This is a genomic window from Cyanobium sp. ATX 6A2, assembly GCF_024346355.1.
Lineage (GTDB): Bacteria > Cyanobacteriota > Cyanobacteriia > PCC-6307 > Cyanobiaceae > NIES-981.
This window is the reverse complement of record NZ_JAGQCU010000021.1, coordinates 21,620-40,508: the sequence shown is the minus strand read 5'-3', so window position 1 is coordinate 40,508 and position 18,889 is coordinate 21,620. Positions and strand designations below refer to the sequence as shown.

Annotated in this window: 26 protein-coding genes and 1 pseudogene; 20 read left to right on the top strand and 7 right to left on the bottom strand. The window is 63.2% G+C overall.

From position 1 onward, the window contains the following. The first annotated feature begins 128 nt into the window (after positions 1–128). The 8 genes and pseudogenes from KBY96_RS16455 to KBY96_RS14565 all read left to right on the top strand — a co-directional run bounded on the left by KBY96_RS16455 (position 129) and on the right by KBY96_RS14565 (position 5,088). Positions 129–908 carry a GIY-YIG nuclease family protein gene (locus tag KBY96_RS16455; protein WP_254980255.1) on the top strand — a complete coding sequence of 260 codons (780 nt, stop codon included), beginning with the start codon at positions 129–131 and terminating at the stop codon, positions 906–908. A gap of 184 nt (positions 909–1,092) precedes the next feature. Continuing rightward, a pseudogene (locus KBY96_RS16585) lies at positions 1,093–1,269 on the top strand (UvrB domain 3-containing protein); the annotation flags it as partial. Further along, positions 1,270–2,358, top strand: coding sequence for a type I restriction enzyme endonuclease domain-containing protein (locus KBY96_RS14585; RefSeq protein WP_396122335.1), 1,089 nt, complete (start codon positions 1,270–1,272; stop codon positions 2,356–2,358). Positions 2,359–2,405: 47 nt separating this feature from the next. Beyond that, complete coding sequence (locus tag KBY96_RS14580; protein WP_254980253.1) at positions 2,406–2,732, top strand: nucleotidyltransferase family protein; 327 nt, start codon at positions 2,406–2,408, stop codon at positions 2,730–2,732. Then, positions 2,729–2,926, top strand: a complete 198-nt coding sequence (locus KBY96_RS14575) for a DUF86 domain-containing protein (RefSeq protein WP_254980252.1) — start codon at positions 2,729–2,731, stop codon at positions 2,924–2,926. Before KBY96_RS14580 ends, KBY96_RS14575 begins: the two co-directional genes overlap by 4 nt. After that, positions 2,901–3,023 (top strand): HepT-like ribonuclease domain-containing protein, encoded by a 123-nt coding sequence (locus KBY96_RS16580; RefSeq protein WP_396122333.1) that lies wholly within the window; start codon positions 2,901–2,903, stop codon positions 3,021–3,023. Before KBY96_RS14575 ends, KBY96_RS16580 begins: the two co-directional genes overlap by 26 nt. Positions 3,024–3,309: 286 nt before the next feature. Beyond that, on the top strand, positions 3,310–4,710 hold the full coding sequence (locus KBY96_RS14570; RefSeq protein WP_254980251.1) for a mechanosensitive ion channel domain-containing protein: 1,401 nt from the start codon (positions 3,310–3,312) through the stop codon (positions 4,708–4,710). A 204-nt stretch (positions 4,711–4,914) separates the two neighbouring features. Further along, positions 4,915–5,088, top strand: a complete 174-nt coding sequence (locus tag KBY96_RS14565) for a hypothetical protein (protein ID WP_254980250.1) — start codon at positions 4,915–4,917, stop codon at positions 5,086–5,088. Between the two features lie 117 nt (positions 5,089–5,205). Here KBY96_RS14565 and KBY96_RS14560 read toward each other — a convergent pair whose 3' ends face one another. Further along, positions 5,206–5,376, bottom strand: a complete 171-nt coding sequence (locus KBY96_RS14560; protein WP_254980249.1) for a hypothetical protein — start codon at positions 5,374–5,376, stop codon at positions 5,206–5,208. Between the two features lie 239 nt (positions 5,377–5,615). Further along, a complete protein-coding gene (locus KBY96_RS14555; protein WP_254980248.1) occupies positions 5,616–5,855 on the bottom strand; it encodes a hypothetical protein in 240 nt (79 codons plus the stop codon). A 7-nt stretch (positions 5,856–5,862) separates the two neighbouring features. Here KBY96_RS14555 and KBY96_RS14550 point away from each other — a divergent pair, with 7 nt between their 5' ends. The 10 genes from KBY96_RS14550 to KBY96_RS14505 all read left to right on the top strand — a co-directional run bounded on the left by KBY96_RS14550 (position 5,863) and on the right by KBY96_RS14505 (position 15,292). Continuing rightward, complete coding sequence (locus KBY96_RS14550) at positions 5,863–6,180, top strand: hypothetical protein (protein ID WP_254980247.1); 318 nt, start codon at positions 5,863–5,865, stop codon at positions 6,178–6,180. A 191-nt stretch (positions 6,181–6,371) separates the two neighbouring features. Next, positions 6,372–8,093, top strand: a complete 1,722-nt coding sequence (glsA, locus tag KBY96_RS14545) for a glutaminase A (RefSeq protein WP_254980246.1) — start codon at positions 6,372–6,374, stop codon at positions 8,091–8,093. Between the two features lie 168 nt (positions 8,094–8,261). Continuing rightward, entirely contained in the window at positions 8,262–9,281 is a 1,020-nt protein-coding gene (locus KBY96_RS14540; RefSeq protein ID WP_254980245.1) for a cyclic nucleotide-binding domain-containing protein, read from the top strand. 418 nt (positions 9,282–9,699) lie between these two features. Then, positions 9,700–10,110, top strand: coding sequence for a hypothetical protein (locus KBY96_RS14535; RefSeq protein WP_254980244.1), 411 nt, complete (start codon positions 9,700–9,702; stop codon positions 10,108–10,110). A gap of 345 nt (positions 10,111–10,455) precedes the next feature. Then, positions 10,456–11,244 (top strand): N-formylglutamate amidohydrolase, encoded by a 789-nt coding sequence (locus KBY96_RS14530; RefSeq protein ID WP_254980243.1) that lies wholly within the window; start codon positions 10,456–10,458, stop codon positions 11,242–11,244. 196 nt (positions 11,245–11,440) lie between these two features. Further along, positions 11,441–12,232, top strand: coding sequence for a transglutaminase family protein (locus tag KBY96_RS14525; RefSeq protein ID WP_254980242.1), 792 nt, complete (start codon positions 11,441–11,443; stop codon positions 12,230–12,232). Further along, positions 12,229–12,957, top strand: coding sequence for a peptidase (locus tag KBY96_RS14520; protein ID WP_396122332.1), 729 nt, complete (start codon positions 12,229–12,231; stop codon positions 12,955–12,957). Before KBY96_RS14525 ends, KBY96_RS14520 begins: the two co-directional genes overlap by 4 nt. Positions 12,958–12,998: 41 nt before the next feature. Continuing rightward, the gene (locus KBY96_RS14515) at positions 12,999–13,451 is read left to right on the top strand and encodes an NUDIX hydrolase (protein ID WP_254980258.1); all 453 of its coding nucleotides are present in this window, start codon (positions 12,999–13,001) and stop codon (positions 13,449–13,451) included. After that, positions 13,448–14,416 carry a hypothetical protein gene (locus KBY96_RS14510; RefSeq protein ID WP_254980240.1) on the top strand — a complete coding sequence of 323 codons (969 nt, stop codon included), beginning with the start codon at positions 13,448–13,450 and terminating at the stop codon, positions 14,414–14,416. The genes KBY96_RS14515 and KBY96_RS14510 overlap by 4 nt, the downstream gene beginning before the upstream one ends. A gap of 90 nt (positions 14,417–14,506) precedes the next feature. After that, positions 14,507–15,292: a lysophospholipid acyltransferase family protein gene (locus tag KBY96_RS14505; protein ID WP_254980239.1), complete on the top strand. Its 786-nt coding sequence runs from the start codon at positions 14,507–14,509 to the stop codon at positions 15,290–15,292. Between the two features lie 25 nt (positions 15,293–15,317). On the opposite strand, the gene KBY96_RS14500 is transcribed toward KBY96_RS14505, so the two are convergent. From KBY96_RS14500 to KBY96_RS14480, 5 genes are all read right to left on the bottom strand, one after another. Continuing rightward, positions 15,318–16,364, bottom strand: coding sequence for an Acg family FMN-binding oxidoreductase (locus tag KBY96_RS14500; protein ID WP_254980238.1), 1,047 nt, complete (start codon positions 16,362–16,364; stop codon positions 15,318–15,320). 13 nt (positions 16,365–16,377) lie between these two features. After that, on the bottom strand, positions 16,378–17,064 hold the full coding sequence (locus tag KBY96_RS14495; RefSeq protein WP_254980237.1) for a response regulator transcription factor: 687 nt from the start codon (positions 17,062–17,064) through the stop codon (positions 16,378–16,380). A 110-nt stretch (positions 17,065–17,174) separates the two neighbouring features. Next, positions 17,175–17,348: a hypothetical protein gene (locus tag KBY96_RS14490; protein WP_254980236.1), complete on the bottom strand. Its 174-nt coding sequence runs from the start codon at positions 17,346–17,348 to the stop codon at positions 17,175–17,177. Positions 17,349–17,422: 74 nt separating this feature from the next. Continuing rightward, positions 17,423–17,659: a DUF3136 domain-containing protein gene (locus tag KBY96_RS14485; RefSeq protein ID WP_315859503.1), complete on the bottom strand. Its 237-nt coding sequence runs from the start codon at positions 17,657–17,659 to the stop codon at positions 17,423–17,425. Between the two features lie 22 nt (positions 17,660–17,681). Further along, entirely contained in the window at positions 17,682–17,915 is a 234-nt protein-coding gene (locus KBY96_RS14480; protein WP_254980235.1) for a CP12 domain-containing protein, read from the bottom strand. A 276-nt stretch (positions 17,916–18,191) separates the two neighbouring features. Here KBY96_RS14480 and KBY96_RS14475 point away from each other — a divergent pair, with 276 nt between their 5' ends. After that, a complete protein-coding gene (locus tag KBY96_RS14475; protein WP_254980234.1) occupies positions 18,192–18,596 on the top strand; it encodes a hypothetical protein in 405 nt (134 codons plus the stop codon). Positions 18,597–18,652: 56 nt separating this feature from the next. Beyond that, complete coding sequence (locus KBY96_RS14470; protein ID WP_254980232.1) at positions 18,653–18,784, top strand: hypothetical protein; 132 nt, start codon at positions 18,653–18,655, stop codon at positions 18,782–18,784. Positions 18,785–18,889 lie beyond the last annotated feature (105 nt).

Sequence of the window (18,889 nt, the reverse complement as noted above, 5' to 3'; positions counted from 1 at the left end):
TCCGGTACATCTGCAGCGCTCAGCAGTTGTAGCAATCCGCGATTGCCCTGATCGAGGCCACTTTATCGGGTCTCTATCGCTGAAACAAGCTGCGCTGCAGTGGATCTGGCTTTTTCAGGAGTCCCTACGTGATCCCCCGCTCCCAGCTCAAGGAGTTCACCCAGCGGGACGAGGCCTCCCGTCCGGGGGTCTATGTGCTCTCCGGTCCCGACCCGGAGGGCGGCGCCGATCTCGTCTACATCGGTGAAGCCGATCCCCTCGGCCGCCGCCTGGAGCAGCATCAGGCCAGGGAGTTCTGGACCACGGCCTACGCCTTCACCTCCAAGGACGGCTACCTCAACAAGGCCCACGCCCAGCACCTGGAGGCGCGCCTGATCCGCCTGGCCCAGGCCGCCAAGCGCTCCCGGCTGGAGAACGCCGTGCAGGGCCGCTCGATCACCCTCGCCGAGATGGACCGCGCCGAGGCCGATGGCTTCCTGGAGGAGCTGCTGCTCTGCTGCCCCGTGCTCGGCTTGCGCGCCTTCGAGCAGGCCACGGGCAAACCCGCTGCATCGGCCCGCCGGTTGTTTCACCTCCAAGGACCTGGGGCCTCCGGCCAGGGGTTCGAATCTCCCGGTGGCTTCACCGTGCTGGGCGGCGCCAAGGCTCGCCGTGAATTCGTGGAGTCCACACCGGCCGCCTGGGTGCAGGCCAGAGCCCAACTGGTGAGCCAGGCGGTGTTCCTTCAGGAGCCCTCCGGCCTCACCCTCGCGCAGGACTATGAGTTCAACTCCCCCTCCCAGGCGGCCATGGCACTGCTCGCCCGTACCGCCAATGGCCGCATCGAGTGGAAAGACGCCAAGGGCGTCACCCTCAAGGAGCACCAGGAGCGGGCGGCGGCGGCGGCTTCGGCAGAGGGGGAGGGGTGAGCCTCTTCACGGCCACCAGGTTCGGAAAAAAGTTCGGAGATCGGTTCGGAGATGGGCCGCCGGCCGCTCTCGAACCGCACTGCCAGCTGACGATGCCGCTCATAGCCTCAGGCCAGTTTTGGCCCCCCCAAGCCAGGCCGAAGGCCATGGATGACATTGGTCAAACCCCAGCCTCGAGGAGCGCTTCAAGAAGCCAGACGATCCGCTGCGGCTGGTGTTCGTGTGCGCCATGTGGCTCACCGGCTTCGACGCGCCGAGCTGCTCCACGCTCTACCTCGACAAGCCGATGCGCAACCACACCCTGATGCAGACCATCGCCCGGGCCAACCGCGTGTTCCCCGGCAAGCACAGCGGCCAGATCGTGGACTACGCCAATGTGTTCGCCTCGCTGGAGAAGGCCCTCTCCCTCTACGGCGTCGGCCAGTCGGGCCACAGCCCCGTGGAAGGCAACGACGTGCTGATCGGTGAGCTGCGCCAGGCGATCGCCGAGGCGCGCCGCTTCTGCCTCGGCCACCAGGTGGATCTGGCGCGGATCGAGGGTCTGGCTGCCGGCGGCATGGAGCGGATTGCGGCGATCGGCGACGCCGTGAACGCCCTGATCTCACCCGATGGCGTGCGCAACGACTTCCTCGCCGCCCAGCGCCTGGTGCACACGCTCTACTCCGCCCTCAAGCCCGATCGAGCTGTAGCGGAATACACCGGGATTGAGGCCCTGCTGGCCCTCCTGGCAGCGGAGATTCGCCAGCAGCTCCATCCCGAGGGGCCGGCCGATCTCAGTGAAGTGATGGCCGGGATCAGCCAGCTGCTCGATGCCTCGATCACGGGCGTGGCCATTCAGGAGCGCAACCTGCCGCCGATGGATCTCTCCCAGATCGATTTCCAGGCCCTGGCAGAGAAGTTCAAGAACTCGAAGCGCAAGAACATCGATCTCGAAACCCTCAAGGCCCAGATCGCCGCCCGGCTGAACCGTCTGGTGCAGCTCAATCCCACCCGCACCGATTTCCTGGAGAAGTTCGAGCAGCTCATCGCCGCCTACAACGCCGGCAGCCTGAATGTGGAGCAGCTGTTCAAGGCCTTGCTGGAGCTCTCCGCCAGCCTCAGCAGCGAACAGCAGCGCCACATCCGCGAACACCTCAGCGAAGAAGAGCTCACCCTCTTCGACATCCTGCTCAAACCAGCCCCCGAACTCACCGACGCCGAGCGCCGCAAGGTGAAGGCCGTGGCCCGGGAGCTGCTGGAGCAGGTGAAAGCCCTGCTGGTATTGAACTGGCGAGCCAAGGCGGCGTCCCGCGCCCAGCTGAAACTGGCGATCGAAGATGCGCTCGACCTGGGGCTCCCCAGGGCCTACACACCCGAGCTCTATCAACAGAAGTGCAGCTCGATCTTCGAGCACTTCTATGTGAGCTATCCCGAGCGGGATGCGAGTGTCTACGCGGACTGGGGCTCATGATGCGGCGATTGCGGCGAACCTGCAGATCCTCGGCTATGAGTGAAGGCATGACGTCGCCCGCCCCCCTGCCACCGCTGCTTGCGGTGCACTTGGAGCCCCTACGGGAGCTGTGCCGCCGCTTTGGGGTGGAGCGGCTGGAGGTGTTCGGCTCGGCGGCGAAGGGCACGTTCGATCCGGCCACCAGCGACCTGGATTTCATCGCGCAGTTCCGCGACCCACAGGAGCCGGGCTACTGCGACAGGTTCTGCAGCTTTGCCGATGCCGCCGAAGCCCTGATGGGCCGGCCAGTGGATCTGCTCACCGAACGGATGATCCGCAATCCCTACTTTCGTGAGGATGTGGACGCCGTGCGGCAGGTAGTTGTGCAGTTGTGAAGCTGAAGCGAGAGGCCCTTAAACGACTGCTGGATGCCCTGCAGGCGATCCAGGCGATCGAGTCCTTCACCGCACATCACTCGCTCGTAGACTTTCTCGACAATGAGCTGCTCCAAGCGGGTGTGGAGCGCAAGTTCGAAGTGATCGGGGAGGCTCTGAAGCTTGCCCATGCAGCGGATCATTCATGTCTATGAAGGTGTGGATCACATGATTCTTTGGGATGCAATCGAGAATCAGTTGCCGAGCCTCAAAGCAAGGCTTCAATCGGCGCTGGAGCAGAATCAGACATGAATAGAAAAACCAAGCGCCCCACAACTCTCCATAGGCCGGACGAGAGCGCCAGGGTTGATGCTTTCAAACCGTGGAGTCCCATCGGGCGGTTCCCCGAGACCACAGTCCACACCAAAATGAGATCAGCCAATCGCACAACTCTGCCGATCCATGAAGGAGCGCGACAATGTTGAGAACCCAACTCCATCCTCAGCGAGGCTGCAAGGAAGCACGAGAGCTTGGAGATTGCTCCTGTTGACATGACGATCAACAACCGCGTGGGCGTCAAGGTATGAGTCCTGGCTGGGTGTCCCGCACGTTCACCGCGCCGCTGTTTCCGCTTGGGGAGCAGAGCATCTCGTTGGCCTGGCTGCTGCAGGTGGCCGCGTTGCTGGTTGTGGTGAGCCTGCTGGCTCGGGCGATCAAGCATCTGCTCCGGGAACGGCTGCTGCTGTGGCTCCAGCTCCCCGAAGGCCGTCGCGAGGCGATCGCCACCCTGTGTGGCCTCGGTTCAGCCGCCCTGGGCTACGTGCTGGTGGTGCAGAGTATGGGGCTGGATTTCGGCGCCATTGCCGTGATCGTGGGGGCGCTGGGAGTGGGCCTCGGCTTCGGGCTTCAAGACCTCACCCGCAACCTCAGCAGTGGTCTCACCCTGCTGATGGAAGGCAAACTCAAAGTGGGAGACCTGATCGAGTTCAACCAGACGAAAGGGTTCATCAAGGAGATCTCGATTCGTTCCACCGTCGTCCGCACCTTCCAAGGTGCGGAGATCATCGTTCCGAACACATTCATCACCAACAATCCTGTCCAGAATCTCAGCTATTCGATGACGGACGGTCGGGTGGAGGTGCCCGTCGTCGTCGCCCATGGAAGCGATGTGCTCGAGGTCACTGAAGTGCTGCTGCAAGCGGCTCTGGATGAGCCATGCGTCAATGCCGATCCGCCGCCGCGGGTGGTCTTTGCCAGCCAGGGAGAGCCTGGCCTCAGTTTTCTCCTGTGGGCATGGACGTCAGAGATTCAGAGTGCACAGCTCATCCGCAGCAGTTTGAACTATGCGATCGAGCAAGGGTTGCGAGAACGGGGTATTGAGCTGGCCAGGCCGCGGCGGCTGATCGAGCTGATTGGTTCTGCCTCCGCTCCTGTGGATGACAACACAGACGGCAGGGAGCCGGTGAAGCGAGACCCCCCGCAGTGCCTTCCCCTCAGCGAAGTGTTGCCCGCTCTGCCCCATTTCCAGGGCCTCCGAGGTCGTCCGCTGCGCGAGCTGATCGCCGGTGGTGCCCGAGCCAGCCTCAGCACGGGAGACATCCTGGTAAGCCAAGGAGAGCTGGGTCACACCTTCAATATCGTGGTGAGCGGTTGCATTGATGCGATCTACGAAACAGACCGCATCAGCCGGCGTCTGTTCAGTTTCCGCCAAGGCGAATTCTTTGGTGAGTTGCCCCTCCTGCTGGAGGTGCCGTATCCCACCAGCATGCGGGCAGCGGAAGACACCACCCTGTTCGTGATTCCAAGGGGAAGCTTCCGGGCCCTGCTGCAGCGCCATCCCGAGTTCGCCGAGATCATCACAGAGGAGGTATCCCGCCGCCAGGAGGTGTTGGATAGCTATGAAGAATCCCTCCGAGCGCGAGGCCTGTTGGCCGACCAGGACGTGAACAATCCACTGCAATGGTTCCGTGATCAAATGCGCAGTCTGTTGCGCAACTGATCACGGATTGATGGGCTCATGTCTCGGGTCGCAGCGAAGTTCGCAAGAGAGAAACTCACGTGACAACAATCCACGAACTCATGCAGTGATTCAGGCTGGATCTGGGCGCCACTGCGTGCGGGCAGGCCTCGGGGCGATTCCGGTGTGCAGTTCACCGGCTGTTTCTAAGCTGCCACCTGCCTGAACCCCTCCAGAGTCCTGCCGATGCCGATCGTTCCTCGCTGGCGCTACATGACCGATGAGGCCAAGGCACTCACCAAACGAACCGCTGTCTCCGCCCTGGTGGTGCTGCTGGTGCTGCTGGTGTTCCGATCCCTGGTGCCCTGGGTGCTGGTGGCCATTGCCGCCTGGTGGATCTGGAAGGCGATCAGCCGCTAAGGGCGCCGTCAGGTCAAAAAAAGGCGGACCCGCTCGGGATCCACTCGATGACCAGCACCACCTTATGAACTTCTGTGACGGAACGTGGATCGTGCCGCCGCTGAACGGGATGTTCCCTCAACTCTTCTTGGCCCAGATTCGCTCCAGGGTCTTGCGGAACGCTCCCCCGCTCAGCGGACGTGCCAGGTCACGCTTGCGCAGGGTGCTGCCGATCCACCACACCTGCAGACCAGCGAAGGCAAGGGCGACCAGGCCCAGTTGGATGGTTGCCCAGTTCCAGTGCTCCATCAGGCTTCCTGCTGGTGCTTCCGCCAGCTCTGCTCCAGCGACGCTCGGACCCGCTCCAGCTCGGAGCTGCTGCCCGGTCGTTGCTGCCGAACCAACCGCGTGAAGCGCCAGAACTTCAAGCCCGCCGCCACAGAGAAAATCGCCCAGGGAATCAGCATCCAGATGGGGTGATCCAGCGTGTTGACTCCTGGGCTGGGATCATCATGGCCCGATGGCTCTGGTCCAGGAGCAGGGCAAGGTCAACCAGGCATGTGGCCAACCCCGCTCTCTCCGTCTGAAGTCTGAGCCAGGAAACCCAGCGGCGGTCCCATCTGCTGGCTCATCGCCCAGGTGGTGGCGGCCTTCTGGGTGTGCCAGGCCTGCAGCAACTGCTTGGCGATGCTGCGCAGGGCCTCCGGATCAGCCGTGCCATCGATGGCACGGCTGAAGCGTTCGATCTCGAAGCGCTGGCTCACAGTGAGTTCGATGGACTGGCCCATGGGTCCCGTGACCGATGAATGGCGAAACGGTATCGGGCTGTTACCGAATGGGCGTAGCAAGGGCTACTCGAAGGGCCGCCGTGTCAGTGTTTCGTGTTGTAACGGTGCTCGCAGTCATCAGCGCCACAACTCAGAATCATCACGATTGTGGCCGCACAACATGCGACTCAGCTGGCCTGAGCATCTGCAAACCGCACGCACGCTTGAGCTGAGTGGTGATGAGCAGCGCGGCACTGCCCTGGCCCTGATGGGTGTCGCCCTGCTTCTGCTGGCGCAAGACCTGCTGAGCCAAGAACTGGAGCCACCGGCCTCCGCCAACGGTTGAGCAGGCCAGCTGAGCCACTCAGCATGTCGGGCTGAACAGGCAGACCTGCAGATGCAGCGGCCGACCAGCCGCGGGATTGAGGAGCAGGGCCACGAACGCCGGGGATGGTCCAGCCAAAGGCGGCAGGTCCTTCAAGGTAGGCCTACCCTTCAGGCTGATCATTCAACCTCTTGAGATTCTGCATGGATCGGATGCGGATGCTGTTCGAGTCAGTGACAACCAATGGGGTGACTGATGCGGATCGGATCATGGAAAGAATCGCCACCAGTGGCCTTGATAGAACAGATCTCCGTCTAAGGACCACCATTGAGCGTCTGGCCGAGTGCGGCGATCGACCCATCGACTTTGAGACGTTTGCGGAACTGGTTGGTCCAGAATTGCGGATGATCAGTCGCAGCTTTCAACGTCAGCTTGCCATCCCGGACTGGGAGGAGTTCTACAGCGATATTCAAACGATCTACAGGAATGTTGCGCCCGACCGTGGCGGCAAGAATGCCGACTACATTCCCATTCTTCGCGATGCCAATCCTGAACGCTGGGGGGTGGCAGTGTGCACGGTTGATGGACAACGGATGCGGCTTGGCGATGTGGATGTTTATCACTCCATTCAATCCGTGTCGAAGCCGCTGAACTACGCCCATGCACTGGTGCTGGAGGGTGCTGATTTCATCCACCGCTTCGTTGGCACAGAGCCCTCCGGTCGCCCCTTCAATGCACTGGATATGCTCCCCGACATGCGCCCCTTCAATCCCTGCGTGAATGCGGGGGCGATCATGACAGCTGGCATCATTGCATCGGGCAGCCCCGATCAAGACGCACGCGAGATCACACAAGATGTGATGAATCTTTGGAGTCGTCTGTCTGGCAAGATTGGTGAGGTTCGGTATAGCGAAGAAACAATGTTGTCTGAACGGGCAACGGCCCACACCAACTTTGCAATTGCCTACCTTCTACAGGGAAGAAAAGGCCTGCCAAGGGATGTGGATCTTCACAAGATGCTGGATCTCTATCTTGCCTGCTGCAGCATCGAAATGACCACAGAAATGCTTGCGGTGGCGGCTGCAACTCTCGCCAACGGAGGCGTCTGCCCGATCACCGGTGAGGAGGTGCTGCCCACGGAGGTTGTGAAGAAAACCCTGGCGGTGATGCAGAGCGCCGGCATGTATGACAACGCTGGTTCGTTCACCCTGGAAGTTGGTCTTCCAGCAAAGTCAGGTGTGGCCGGTGCGGTTCTCGTGGTGGTGCCAAACCTGATGGGATTTGCAACCTTTTCGCCGCGGCTTGACGACTACGGAAATTCCGTTCGTGGGGTGGCCTTTTGTCGAGAACTGGTCGACCGCTTCACCTTCCATATCTATGACAATCTCTCGGGAGGACATACCGGCTGCAAGCGTGATCCCCGCGCCTCCCAGCACGATCGAAAGGAGCGGGATCTCTCCGAGTTGCGCTGGGCGGTCGCCTACGGGGACCGTTACGCCACCAAGGTGCGTGACCTGATGCTGGATTGCATGATCGACGTTTGCCTGGCTGATGGCGAGATCAAGGAGGATGAGATCACCACGATTTCCACAACCTACGCCGAGATCATGGGCCAGCCCACCAGTCGGCAGGAACTGGAACGTTGGATCGACAGCCGTCGCTCAAAGAACGACGGCAGGGAATCCCCGAATGAAGAACAGGGAGAGGCTGCGTATTCGCAATTGCTCGCCGTTCTGGCCCGGGAACGCTCCAGCCTGGATGACAACGGCCGCGAAGTGATCCTGGAGTCTGCCTTCCGAGTTGCCTGCTCGGACGGCAGCATCGAAGAGGAGGAGAGGGTGAAGCTGCGCGCCATTGCCCGTGCCCTTGGCATCAGCGAGGGAGTGCTCGAGCTGGAGATCGCCCGGTTCCAGCGACGGCTGCTTCAGCGCTGACACTGACGCTACGGGTCAGCCTGAAGGCGGCAGCTGAGCAAAGTCTCGGGGCTGGAGCAGGCCCTGCCGGTGATGTCCCGGCAACGGCCCCATCTCCACCACCTCGAGGAGCAGAATCACCACGTTGTTGCGAGTAAGCTGTCGCCACAAGTTCGTGGCCTACTGACGATGGATGGGCTCGAAAGCCAGCGCCACAATCTGCGCCGGGACGCCGCCCGTGAGGCGCTGCATCAGTTCCTGAATCTCGCGGGTCTCGAGGTGCTGCAGCCGCAGGAGCTGTCATCCCTGCAACGGGAGCAGCTGGACCAGGTGCGGATGGGCAGTGGCCTCGACGACGAGGAGTGGGGCACGGTGGTTGCCGAGTTCGGCCCCCATGGGTCCCTGGAGCAGGACCGGCTGATGGAGCGCTGGCAGCACCTGCAGCAGGACCGTGGTCTGGCCCTGGTGCTGTGCCGCGAGGCCGAGTCCTTGCCGCTGCTCTCGCCGCTGGCCCGGGCCATGGCGGATCGCAACCGCTCGCTGCAGGAGCAGTTGGAGGAGCGCTTCGAGGCCGCGGGGCTGTCCATCCCTGCAGAGACGACCAACACCGAAGGCACCCTGGAGGAAGCGCTGGATCTGCTCTGGCAGGATCCCGACCCCGACACCGCCGGGTGGGTGCTGCTGGTGGACCGGCAGCGGGGCCAAGACAACGGTGCCCGCCCCGTGCGGCAGCCTCGCGAGGGTCTGGCCAGCTCAGCGTTCCTCGCCGCCATGCTGCGCGGCGAGCAGACCGAAGACATGGAGGAACTGCCGATCCTGGCCAGCAGCGAGCTGTTCACCGATCTATCGCCATCGGGGCTCGTGCAGGTGGCCGCCCGGGGGGAAATGCGCCGCTGGGAGCCCGGCGAGACCGTGTTCCGGCGCGGCGATCCCAGCGATGGATTCGGAGTGGTGCTCCTTGGCCAGGCCGTGGTGCACAAGGGAAATGGCAACACGACCCGGTTGGGGAGCAGCAAGATCTTCGGGGAGATGGCCGTGATCACCAATTCCCCCCGCTCCGCTGATGTTCACGCGGGTGAACAGGGTCTGCAGGCCTTCTGGCTCACCCCCGATGCCTTCGAGATGCTGATGCACGAATCGCGTGACTTCAGTCATGGCTTGATGAAGCAGCTTGTGGAGAAGATTCCGACAGCAGCCAGCGATGGATGAATAAGCTGCCACACCCGAGGTCCAGAAAGCCTCAGCGTGGCCATGGGCTTTGAAGCCTGATCCTCCAGAGGAGCGCAGGCCGCTCACGATGACGGAAAGGGCTCCGTGCTCACGACGGCACGTTGAAGATCTCTGACTTCAAAGATCTCTGACCTCAAAGATCTCTGACCTCAAACCTGCCCGCAGACCCGATGCTACGGATCATGTGGAAGGGTAACGATGGGTCTCAGCCCACCACGACCTGACTCCCCCGATGGCCGGCAGCTCTATAAATGAATCAGAGGCCTCGACCCGGATGGTGTAGGTCCAAAGTCCGGCAACCGGCCCAAAGGCGCCCTGAACAGGGCGCCTTTTCAATGCTTGGCTCAATGCTCAGGATTGTCGCTTCCCATGCTTGCCACTCTTGCCTGGCACCCTGATGCCTCGTCTCTTCGCGACTCTTCCCGTGGTGGCAGCCCTGGTGCTCGTCGGCGGCTGTGGTCCTGCCGCTGAGCAGGACGATCGTTCGGCCTACAACGAACTGGACAGTCCCGCTGGCCCAGACCAGGTGACCGCAGACCCGAAGCAGATGGCCCTGGAGCTGTTCGGGTCGGCAGAACCGGTGGAAGGAAGTTTTTCAGAGTCGGTGGTCACGGTGGTGGAATCCGAGACCCAGACGGTGGTGAAGCTCACCCAGACAGGCCTGGCTGACGACTCTGTGGAAGGGAAGCGATACCGCCTTGATTTTGTGCCTGCCGGCGAGAACTGGCAGCTGGAGTGGGTGGGCGATCAGCAGCGCTGCCGTGAAGGGCGTGGCCCCCAGGAGTGGACCACGGAACGCTGCCTCTGATGCAGGCCACTACGGCACGGTAGTAGAGATACCTATTCGGGAAACCGCTGAAGTAGCCCTCAAAAAACCAATAGACTAACAAGAAGTTGATCCACCTGGCCCCAGGTGGACGCAGTCTGATCCGCATCCAGCAACGGGGAGTCGGGCGCTGTGGAAACGATGATGAACGTACTCGATCTGATCAGAAGCAAAATGCTCAAGACAAAGCGTTTGTATGACGCTCAGTTCATGATGGCCAAGACCTATAGCGGGGTGACTGATCTGGATGCCCACCACGACGAATCCACCCAGGAGAGCAGCACCAAAGAGCTCACCTACCGCGGCCAGAGCTACAAGCACTGAACCATGGGCTTCACCCACGCCCCGCAACGGCTGCTGAGCGATGACGATCCGCCGGTGTTCCGCATCGAGCGCGCCGATGGCTGCTCGGCCGTGCTGATCACCTGCGACCATGCCGGCCGGGCGATCCCCCGTCGCCTGAACCAGCTCCAGCTCTCGAATGACACCCTCTCCACCCATGTGGCCTGGGATCTGGGCATCGCCGAACTGGGGCGGCGCCTCTCGGCGCGGCTGGATGCCTTTCTGATCCAGCACAACTACTCGCGTCTGGTGATCGACGCCAACCGCCCCCCGCACGCGGCGGACTCCATCGCCGTGCTCAGCGAGCGCACCCGCATCGCCGCCAACGAAGGGCTGTGCGCAGCGCGCCGGCGCCAGCGGCTGGAGGAGGTGTTCGTTCCTTACCACCGCCGCATCAGTAGCGAACTCGACCGACGCACGCACCGGGGCAGCCCCTGCGTGCTGGTGGCCCTGCACAGCTTCACCCCCACCTACCTGGGTGAGCAACGGCCCTGGCACGCCGGCGTGCTGTTCGGGCGGGATGGGCGTTTGGGGAGGCTGCTGCACTCCCGGCTCAGCGAGGACAGCGCCCTGTGCGTGGGCGAGAACATGCCCTATGCGGTGAGTGATGACACCGATTACACCGTTGTGGTGCATGGGGAACAGCGCAACATCCCCCATGTGGAACTGGAAATCCGCCAGGATCTTCTCCTGCAAGACTCCGGTCTCGACCACTGGAGCGAGCGACTGGCGCAGGCCCTGGAAGCCACCCTCCCGTTGGTGATCGACAACTGAACGAGCGCAGATGCTGGCTGACCCCTAAAGTGAACTGGATGGGCTTGAGCGATCTCGCTACAGATTCAGGCCATCACCTTCAGGCCCTGCTGCACAGCTTCAGCCTGGCGAGCCCAGCGCTGCTACTCAGGAGGCCTCAATGCTGAAGATCAGAATTGGTTACGAGTTGGTGTATCACTGTCCGGCACCAACGCCGATGATCGTAACCCTCAACGTGAACTACAGCCGAATCTCCGATGTCATCGAGCCCGACCATCTGGTGATCACACCCTCGGTGCCGGTTCGCGCCTATCGAGACTCCTACGGCAACTGGTGCAACCGCATCGTGGCGCCGGCTGGGCTGACCAAGCTCAGCGCCAACGGGGTAGTGCTCGACAGCGGCATGCCCGATCCCGTGCTGCCGTGGCTGGAGGAACGGGCCGTGGAGGCCCTGCCGGAGGAGGCACTGCTGTTTCTGCTCGGCAGCCGCTACTGCGAAACCGACCTGCTCACCAACATCGCCTGGGATCTGTTCGGCAAAACACCCCCAGGCTGGAGTCGCGTGCAGGCGATCTGCGACTACGTGCATCAGCACATCCGTTTCGGCTATGACCATGCCAGCCCCACCAAATCTGCGTATCAGGTGTTCCACGACCGTGAGGGGGTGTGCCGCGACTTCGCCCATCTCGCCGTGGCCTTCTGCCGCTGCATGAACATTCCGGCCCGTTACTGCACGGGCTATGTGAGCGACATCGGCGAGCCACCGCCCTATTCAGAGATGGACTTTGCCGGCTGGTTCGAGGCCTACCTGGGGGATGGCTGGATCACCTTCGATCCCCGCAACAACAAACCCCGCATCGGTCGCATCCTCATTGCCCGTGGGCGCGATGCCGCCGATGTCGCCCTCACCACCAGCTTCGGGCCCTCCACGCTCGAATCCTTCAAGGTGTGGACTGATGAGCTCAGCGGCAGCCAAGATGGCGCAAGCGAGACTTCCGAACAGCGATGACGTACTGCGTGGGGGTTCTGCTGGAGGAGGGGTTGGTGATGGCGTCTGATTCGCGCACCAACGCCGGTGTGGACAACTTCTCCCAGTTCTGCAAGATGACCACCTTCGAGCGGGCCGGCGATCGTGTGATCGTGCTGCTCAGCTCCGGCAGCCTGGCCGGCACCCAGGCCGTGGTGAGCCTGCTCAAGCAACGGGCGAGCCTGAGCGAGGGGGTGAGCACGATCTGGACAGTGCGCACGCTGTTCGATGTGGCCTTGCTCGTATCGGATGCGCTGCGGGATATCGAAAAACGCGATGCGCCCTTTCTGGAGGGTACGGGCATGAAATTCAACGCCTCCTTCATCCTTGGCGGACAGATTCAGGGCGAATCACCCCGGCTGTTCCGGATCTATGCGGAGGGCAACTTCATCGAGGCCGGCGATGAGACACCGTTCCTGCAGACCGGTGAAGCCAAATATGGAAAACCACTGATCGACCGCGTGATCACACCCGCCACGTCGATCACGGAAGCCACCAAATGCGTGCTGGTGTCCTTCGATTCCACCATGCGCAGCAACCTGTCGGTGGGGATGCCGATCGACCTGCTCTGTTATGAGCGCGACAGCCTGGTGATCAGCAAGAAACGCCGCTTCCCGGAAGGCGACAGCTACTTCACCAACCTCAGCACCGGCTGGAGCGCCGGCGTGCGCCAGGCCTTCCGGGATCTCCCTGATCTGGCGTGGTGAACGGGCCCCGGTACGCCGCGGCCTGGAGCAGCGGCGTTGGCATGGCGCCAGCCGCAGTGGCTCTGGCGATGCTTGAGCGGCAGGGCCGTTGGCTGATTCAGCTCCGCGACGACACCCCGGGCATCGTGGCGCCTGGAACCTGGGGGCTGTTCGGTGGTCACCTGGAGCCGGGTGAAACCCCCGCCCAGGCCCTGCGGCGGGAACTGCTGGAGGAGATCGGCTGGCAGGCCGCAGAACTGGCGCCCTGGTTGAGCCACACCACGCCGGTGCGCGTGGCCCACTTCTTCCGCGGTTCCCTCAGCGTGCCCCTGGAGCGGCTGCAGCTCGCCGAGGGTCAGGACATGAAGCTGGCCGAGCTCAGCGAGCTGAGGGGCGGCACGGCCTGGAGCCCGCAGCGACGGGAACAGCGCCCCCTGGCCCTCGCCCTCCAGCTGGCGCTGGGCAGGCTGGAGGTTGGCGATGGTGAGGGCGCATGGGAGGCGCCCCAGCCATGAGCTGGGCCAGGCCCCTGCTGTTCGCCGTTGCCTGGGGGGCCGCCTGGCTGCTGGGGGCTGCAGCCGGCCGCGCCCAGCCGGGCCCCGTGCCTCCCTTCCGCCTTGGCGGCGTGGTCTTGGAGTCGAGCAACCTGCGCTTTGCCCCGCGGGGTGGCCTCGAGCGGCCGGCGTTGATCAAAATGGAAGGACGGCTCGCCAACCCCCTGGGCCGGTATTACCTCTACTACTCAGCCCACAACCATTCCGGAATCGGCCTGGCTACGGCCGACAGCCTTGAAGGTCCCTGGATTGAAGCGGCCGGCACTCCCCTGATCCGGGATGTGGCAATTCCGGATGTGCTCTGGATCAAAGAGAGCGGAAGGCTGCATCTCTGGGCCCACGGCAGCAACTCCCACACCGATCTGTGGACCAGCCACGACGGCATCAACTTCCAGCGCCACAGCACCAGCATTCGTGCCGCCACCATCAACACCCGTAACGCCACCTACAGCCGCGCCTACGACTACCCACTGGAGAGGTTCGGCTCGCGCTACATCATGCTGTATTCCGGGTTGATGGAGGAGCGGGGGGTGCGCGCGATCTGGCTGGCCATCTCCAACGACGCCGAAACCTGGACCCAGCTGTCAACGCCGCTTGTTGAGCCTGCTGAACACGAAACCACCGCCATCTACGACCCCGCGCTGCTGCGTCTGGACGACAGGACCTTCATCGTTTACAACGACGCAAGCGGGCACAGGGGAGGCAGCATTCGCTATGTGGAAATCGACCGCGAGCTCAACCCGCTAGGCAGCGGCGGAGAGCGCTTTGTGCTGAAGGATCCCGGCCCCGGTCCACCGTTGAACGGGCGTTTTCGCAGCGCACAGATCCATCAGCACGACAACACGCTGCTGCTGCTCTCCGGTGCATCGTTCAGGCCTGGGATCATCATTTACGCCACAGCCCACCTCACCCCACCAGCGGAGTAGCCCCATCAGCGCGCCCCCACTGCCCACACCCCCACTGCCCACGCCCCCCTGCCCAACCTTCCCTCTCCCACTCTCCGCCGTGATCCCCGCGTGATCCGGCGGCTGATGCCGGTGTGGGAGTGGTTCTACCGCTACTACTTCCGGGTGCGCACCAGTGGCTGGGAGCACATGCCCCGCCAGGGGCAGGTGCTGCTGGTGGGGTCGCACAACGGGGGGCTGGCGACGCCCGATCTGCCCATGTTCCTGGTGGACTGGATCCGGCGCTTCGGCACCGAGCGGCAGGTGTACGGTCTCACCCACGCCAAGGTGTGGAAGGCCTTTCCTGGCATCGCCGATCTGGCGGAACGGGTTGGTGCGGTGCCCTTCCATCCCCGCCAGGCCATGGCCGTGCTGCGCCAGGGCCACAGCCTGCTGGTGTACCCCGGCGGCGGCGAAGACGCCTTCCGGCCCCACCGTGAGCGGCAACACATCCTGCTCAACGGCCGCACCGGCTTCATCCGCCTGGCCCTGTGGCACGAGCTGCCGGTGATTCCCCTGATCTCCTGGGGCAGCCACGACACCCTGTTCGTGCTCGAGGACTGCACGGCCCAGGCCCGGCGGCTGCACGAGCTGGGCATGCCCTGGCTATTGGGCATCGACCCGGAAGTGTTTCCGCTGTATCTGGGCCTGCCCTGGGGGCTGGCCTTCGGGCCCCTGCCCAACCTGCCCCTGCCCGCACCCATCCACACCCGGGTGTGTGCTCCGGTGGTGTTCGAGCGCACGGGCTATGCCGCCAGCCGCGACAAGAGCTACGTGCAGGCCTGCTACGCCCAGGTGGTGGCCCACATGCAGGCCGAACTGGACCGGCTGGTGGTGGAGTGCGGGGGCCTGGGGTGAGAGGGACGACACCAGCACCGAAGGACTAAACCACCACCGCATCGATGGGACGGCGCAGCGATCGCGGCATCTGCGGGCCCCGGCCGAAGCGGATCACCAGATCCGGCCGGCCACCGGCCAGGCCGAGAAACCGGCCGAACTCCGCACGGAGCGGAGCCACTTCCACCGGCTGGTTGAGGTGCGACGTCCGCACACCCAGCGCGGTGGCCTGGAGCGCGAAGCGCTGGAAGGCGCGGCCCGCTTCGATCCAGTGGCGCTGATCATCCCGCTCCGAGATGAACACGGCGATGCCGGCGGAGCTGCGGATCTGCCGCATGTAGCGCTGATTCTCCCTGCGTTCCGACAGCACCAGAGGGACAATCGCCCGGCCCAGCCAGGTGGGAAGGCTGGGGTTGCCGGTGCAGGCGGACAACAGACCATCCCCTGATCGCACAGCCTCCAGACCGTTGAAGCGGATCCAGTGCCTGAGTTCGGCGACAAAGGCGGGATTGCCCAGTTGCGCGGAGTTCCCCTGCAGCACGAACGCCAGCACATCCTCCATCACCTGCCGGTCGGTGAGCAGATGCACCCTCACTCCCGGACCTGACCCCGCGGCGTCCAGGAGCCGGAGCTCCTCTGCGGTGAGGGACTCGCCGTCGAAGTCCGTCCTGGTGGTCTGCCGGTGGGGAATCGCCTCGAACAAGGTTGAGCGCACCGGTGCTGTGGGCAGCAGCGCCATCCGCACTGAAGGATCGGATCCCCCGGCGAAGACCGGCTCACAACGCCACCCGTGGGCGAGGGCCGAGTGCGTCAGGTTCTCCGCGGCACAGCCCAGGCTCACGAACAGATGGTGATCGTCCGGGTCGACCACCGGACACCGGCGCTGTTCATCAGGCAGCAGGGTGATGGCCCCTTCCTGCACCAGGAACCGCCAGCACTGGGTGTTATGGCTGGAGGGGGCCAGCGTGGCGTCGTGCACGAGCGCACGCAGCACCGCTGACGGGTCACCCACACCAGGTTCAGCGTGACGCCAGATGCGCCGCACGGCTGTGTCGTAGCCGCCATCAGCGCGGCTTGATGGAATCAGGGCCATCCCATCAGGGTGCTCAGAGATTCACCATGCCGCAGCGCATCCCCTTGAGCACGGCCTGCAGGCGGTTGTGCACGCCGAGGGTGCGCAACAGCCGCTTGGTGTAGGTGCGGGCCGATTCGTCAGAGATCACCAGGGCCTCCGACATCTCGCGATCGGTCATCCCACTGGCAAGCAGGTCGAGAACCTCGTATTCCCTGGGGGTGAGTCGCGGACAGCTGAGGTAGGGCAACGTGCCACTGCGAAGGGATGGGCTCCTGTAGGCGTGATTGCCCATCACCGCCAGCACAGCTGCCTGCAAAGGATGTTGATCCTCCACAAAATCCGCCTCCGCCACCACAGCATCGAGCCAGGAAACCTCGGCATACTCCGCCGGAATCACATCGCCAAGAGCAAGCACGATCACCCTCAGTCCTGGATGCATCTCCTTGGCGCGCCGCGCCAGCTCAAAACCATTTCCCTGCTCGAGATAATCCGTGCAGATCAGAAGGCTGAAGGGATTTTCAGCAAGGTAATCGAGGCACGACTGCTGGTCAGTCACTGCGCAGCCGATCTGAGTGGGATCGCTGAAGTTCGAACACATGGACCGCAGGAAGAGGCGACCTTTCATCGCCAACGCCACTTGGCCGTCCAGCTTGAGGGAAAGCAGCAGTTCATCGGCGTCACCCGACTGAAAACCGGTGAGGTATGGCGTGAAGTCCATAGCGGAAGGGATCCCGCGTGAGTTGCGCTGGAGCGCTGGCAACGCAGGACCTGAGCGTTGATGTCCAGTCTTTACCCTACAGCCCCTCACCGCCTCTCCGGGGTGGGGCTTCAGGCCACCTGCATCTCAGCATCAACCTCCCGCAGGCGCTGCAGGATCAGCTGGATATCGATGTCGGAGAGTTCGCCATCGGCTGTCCACTTCATGCATGTCCTGCCCAGGCATGAACCGCTGGGATCGCGCTGGGAAGCCAGGAAAGAATCAGGGTTGGTGTGAATGTCCATGGTACTGGTGACCTGATGGATTCAGCCTAGGAAATGATGTCAGGGGATCGAGGTTCCCATTTGCGGGCAATTCATCAGCCTGGCTCCGCCCGAACCGCTGATGAGTCGCTCTGGAGTCCCGCCTGGCGCTTGAGCAGAAAATAGAGATGCTCAGGGTTCCGGTACTGGCGCGGCCGACAGGCATTCAGGCTTTCCAGCCTCGACCAGCAGACTGTGCGCTGCACCTTCCGCAGGGATTGACCCTCCTGAATGAGAAGTCGCAGCGCCCGACAATACAGTGGATAACTGGCCTCAAGCTCACTGATTGTCATCATGGTGGTGAAAGTGGGGGATTCAGTCGTCATAAACTCGGCAGTTAATATCCGCAGGATTCAGATCGCAAAACACTTCAAATGCAGAGGGTGCCTGCGAAATCTCAGGATGACGCCCCTGAAACTCCAGCAGCTCCGCGATCTGCTGTTCCAGCTTGCGTGCTGAGGCCTGCTCCCCATTGGAACGGGCAGCCGCCAGAGAAGCGCGGTAGCTCTCGAGCCTGGAGTCGATGCTTTGCACATTGTCAGTGGACATGGTTTGCACAGGTATGAACAGAACCGACCAAGCAATCGCATGGCAGCCATGGTTGATCCACAGCCGTTTTCATCGGCAGATCGATCCTCAGTTGTTTCCGTCGGAGTGGTCTTCGGATTGATCTGTCGCGTGAAGCGAGTTGATCTGTCGAGTTTGATCTGCCGAGTTGAACACGATGACCCTATGAAGCTCCGCTTCCAGGCGTCTACCCGCAAATGGGGACAACATTGCTGCCGCGCGATGAGCCAGTGTGGGCAGGTATCTATTGGTATCGCCATGGCTGAAGCCCCCTATCTGATCGCCCTGGCCTTCCTGGAGCAGAACGGCAAGCGGGCCCTGCCGCTGGCGGGGAAATCCTGGGGTGGCGAAACCGCCGGCAGCGAGGATCCCGGCGAGGACGCCCGTGCCCTGACGCTGGAGCTGCTGCTGCGCGTATGGCAGCGCAGCGATGAGGGTGGCCTGCAGCGGGCCGCCGGCGGCGCCAGCCTGCAGCTGCTGGTGATGCCGATGGAGGTGATGAATGCCCAGCTGCCCGTGCTCAAGGCAACGTGGCTGGCCGGCGGCGACACCGACACCACGCTCCAGCGGCTGCAGGCCCTGGCCTCCCGGAGCTGGCAGGTGTCGGTGGCCAAGTACGAGCCTGTGACCTTCACCCCCCAGCCCAGCGCCGCCACGGTCTGAGCAGTCAGGCGGTGTGACACGCCAGGCCCTGCCTGATCACCTTCGCGGGCGACAAGGTGTCCACCCCCCAGGAGGCAGAGGCCTTTCTGGCGGATCCCTTCCTGCTCTTCGACAGCGCCGATCCAGCCAGCGGCAGCAGCTGGAGCGCTTCGGCAGCCGGTATCACCCCGGGCCACCGGAGGGGCTGATCCTGGGCCATGACGGCGGACAGTGGTGCCTGGCCCGCGCCAAGCTGGTGCGTTCCGGCTTCACCCAGGCGATCGCCGAGCACTGGCGTGAACGCCCCCTGGAGT